This window comes from Micromonospora sp. D75 (genome assembly GCF_018070405.1).
GTDB lineage: Bacteria > Actinomycetota > Actinomycetes > Mycobacteriales > Micromonosporaceae > Micromonospora > Micromonospora chalcea.
Map to the genome: position 1 here is coordinate 1 of NZ_JAGPXV010000820.1, position 2,183 is coordinate 2,183.

2 protein-coding genes are annotated in these 2,183 nt (G+C 73.7%); both read left to right on the forward strand.

What is annotated here, in order from left to right; translation table 11 throughout:
- On the forward strand, nucleotides 1-1,267 hold a 1,267-nt coding region (locus KBX39_RS29525), incomplete at its 5' end, for a penicillin-binding protein 2 (protein ID WP_210873672.1).
- 52 nt (nucleotides 1,268-1,319) lie between these two features.
- A partial coding sequence (locus KBX39_RS29530) for a Mur ligase family protein (protein WP_312247513.1) occupies nucleotides 1,320-2,183 on the forward strand: 864 nt, incomplete at its 3' end.

Consider the following 2,183-nt stretch of genomic DNA (forward strand, 5'->3'; position numbering starts at 1 on the left):
CCTGCTCGGCTTCGTCGGCCAGGACATGAACGGCCTGGAGGGGCTGGAGGCCAGGTACGACGACGTGCTGCGGGGACAGGCCGGCAAGCGGACCTACGAGGTGGGCCAGGGTGACCTGGCCGCGCCCATCCCGGGCGGCTACAGCCGGACCACCCAGCCGAAGCCGGGCAGCTCGCTGCAACTCACTGTCGACCGGGACCTGCAGTTCATGACGCAGCGGATCCTGGCGAAGCAGACGGAGAAGGTCAAGGGCAGCGTCGGCGCCGCGGTGATCATCGAGATCCCCAGCGGCGAGGTGCTGGCCCAGGCGAGCCAGCCGACGTACGACGCGGCCAACCCCACCAAGGTCACCTCGCCGTCGGACCGGGACGACGCGGCCACCACGTTCGTGGTCGACCCGGGCTCGATCCACAAGGCGATCACGTTCGGCGCGGCGCTCCAGGAGGGCGTGATCACCCCGGACACCGCGTTCCCGGTCGCCAACACCATCGAGCGGGGCGGGGTCACCTTCCGCGACACCCACCCGGTCGACGGCCGCACCATGAGCATCCCCGGCATGCTCGCCTTCTCGTCGAACGTCGGCACGATCGAGATCGGCGAGAAGCTGGGCAAGGAACGGCTCTTCGACTACCAGAAGCGGTTCGGGCTGGGCCAGGTGACAGGCGAGGGCATGCCGGGTGAGGCGGCCGGCCGGCTGCTCCCGCCGGACCAGTGGAGCGGCTCGGCGTACGGGTCGGTGCCGATCGGGCACAGCGTGGACGCCACGCCGCTGCAGATGGCCGCCGCGTACGCGGCCATCGCCAACAACGGCACGTACGTGCAGCCGCACCTGGTCAAGGAGACGATCGGCGCGGACGGCACACGCAGCCCCGCCGCGACGCCGACCACCCGGTCCGTGCTCAGCCCCGCGAACGCGGCCGCGCTGCGCCGGATGATGGAGGCGGTCACCACCGTCGACGGCCCGGAGGGGCAGGCCACCGGGCTGGCCGCCGCTGTGCCCGGCTACCGGGTGGCCGGCAAGACCGGCACCGGGCTGCGCTACGACAACGGCAAGCAGCAGCCCGGTGAGGTCGGCTCGTTCATCGGCATGGCCCCGGCGGAGAACCCCCGGTACGTGGTGGCGGTCTTCGTGTGGAGCCCCGGCGGCGGTGGCGGCGCGGTGGCCGCGCCCGCGTTCCGGGAGATGATGGGCTTCACTCTCCGCCACTACCGGGTGCCTCCGTCGCTGACCAACAAGTCCCCGAAGTTCGAGGTCTTTCCGCGCTGAGCCGGGACGGCGGGACATCATCGGTGAGTGGCGACGAACCACCGGGGCGGCTGTGCGGTCGGAACCGGACGACCGGGTAGGGTCTGACGCCGTGCCCGGCAATCCACGTCCCGCCACCGTGCGTCCCGTACGGCTCGGCGACCTCGCCGCCCGCGTGGCGGTGACCCCGCCGGAGGGGGCCGCCGAGGTGGCTGTCACCGGCGTGACCCACGCCAGCCAGGAGGTCCGCCCCGGCGACCTGTACGCGGCCCTGCCCGGCGCGCGGCGCCACGGCGCGGAGTTCGCCGCCGCCGCCGCCGAGGCGGGCGCGGTGGCCCTGCTCACCGACCCGGCCGGCGTGGCGCTGGCCGCCGGCGCCGGCCTGCCCGTGCTCGTCGTCGACGACCCGCGCGAGGCGCTCGGCGAGGTGGCCGCGACGGTCTACGGCGACCCGACCGCCGGCCTGACCGTGATCGGCGTGACCGGCACCGCCGGCAAGACGTCCACCAGCTACCTGGTCGAGTCCGGGCTGCGCGCCGCCGGGCGCGTCACCGGCCTGATCGGCACCGTGGAGACCCGCCTCGGCGACCTGGTGATCGACAGCGTCCGGACCACCCCGGAGGCCACCGACCTGCACGCCATGCTCGCGGTGGCCCGCGAGCACGGGGTGGACACCGTGGTCATGGAGGTGTCCAGCCACGCCCTGGCGATGGGCCGCGTCGGCGGCGTCCGCTTCGACGTCGGCGGCTACACCAACTTCGGCTCCGACCACCTGGACTTCCACGCCGACGAGGCGGACTACTTCGCGGCCAAGGCCCGGCTGTTCGACGGCCGCTGCCGGGTCGAGGTGCTCAACCACGACGACCCGGCGCTGCGCCCGCTGTACAAGCCGGGCACGGTCACCTACTCGGCGGCCGGCGACCCGGACGCCACCTGG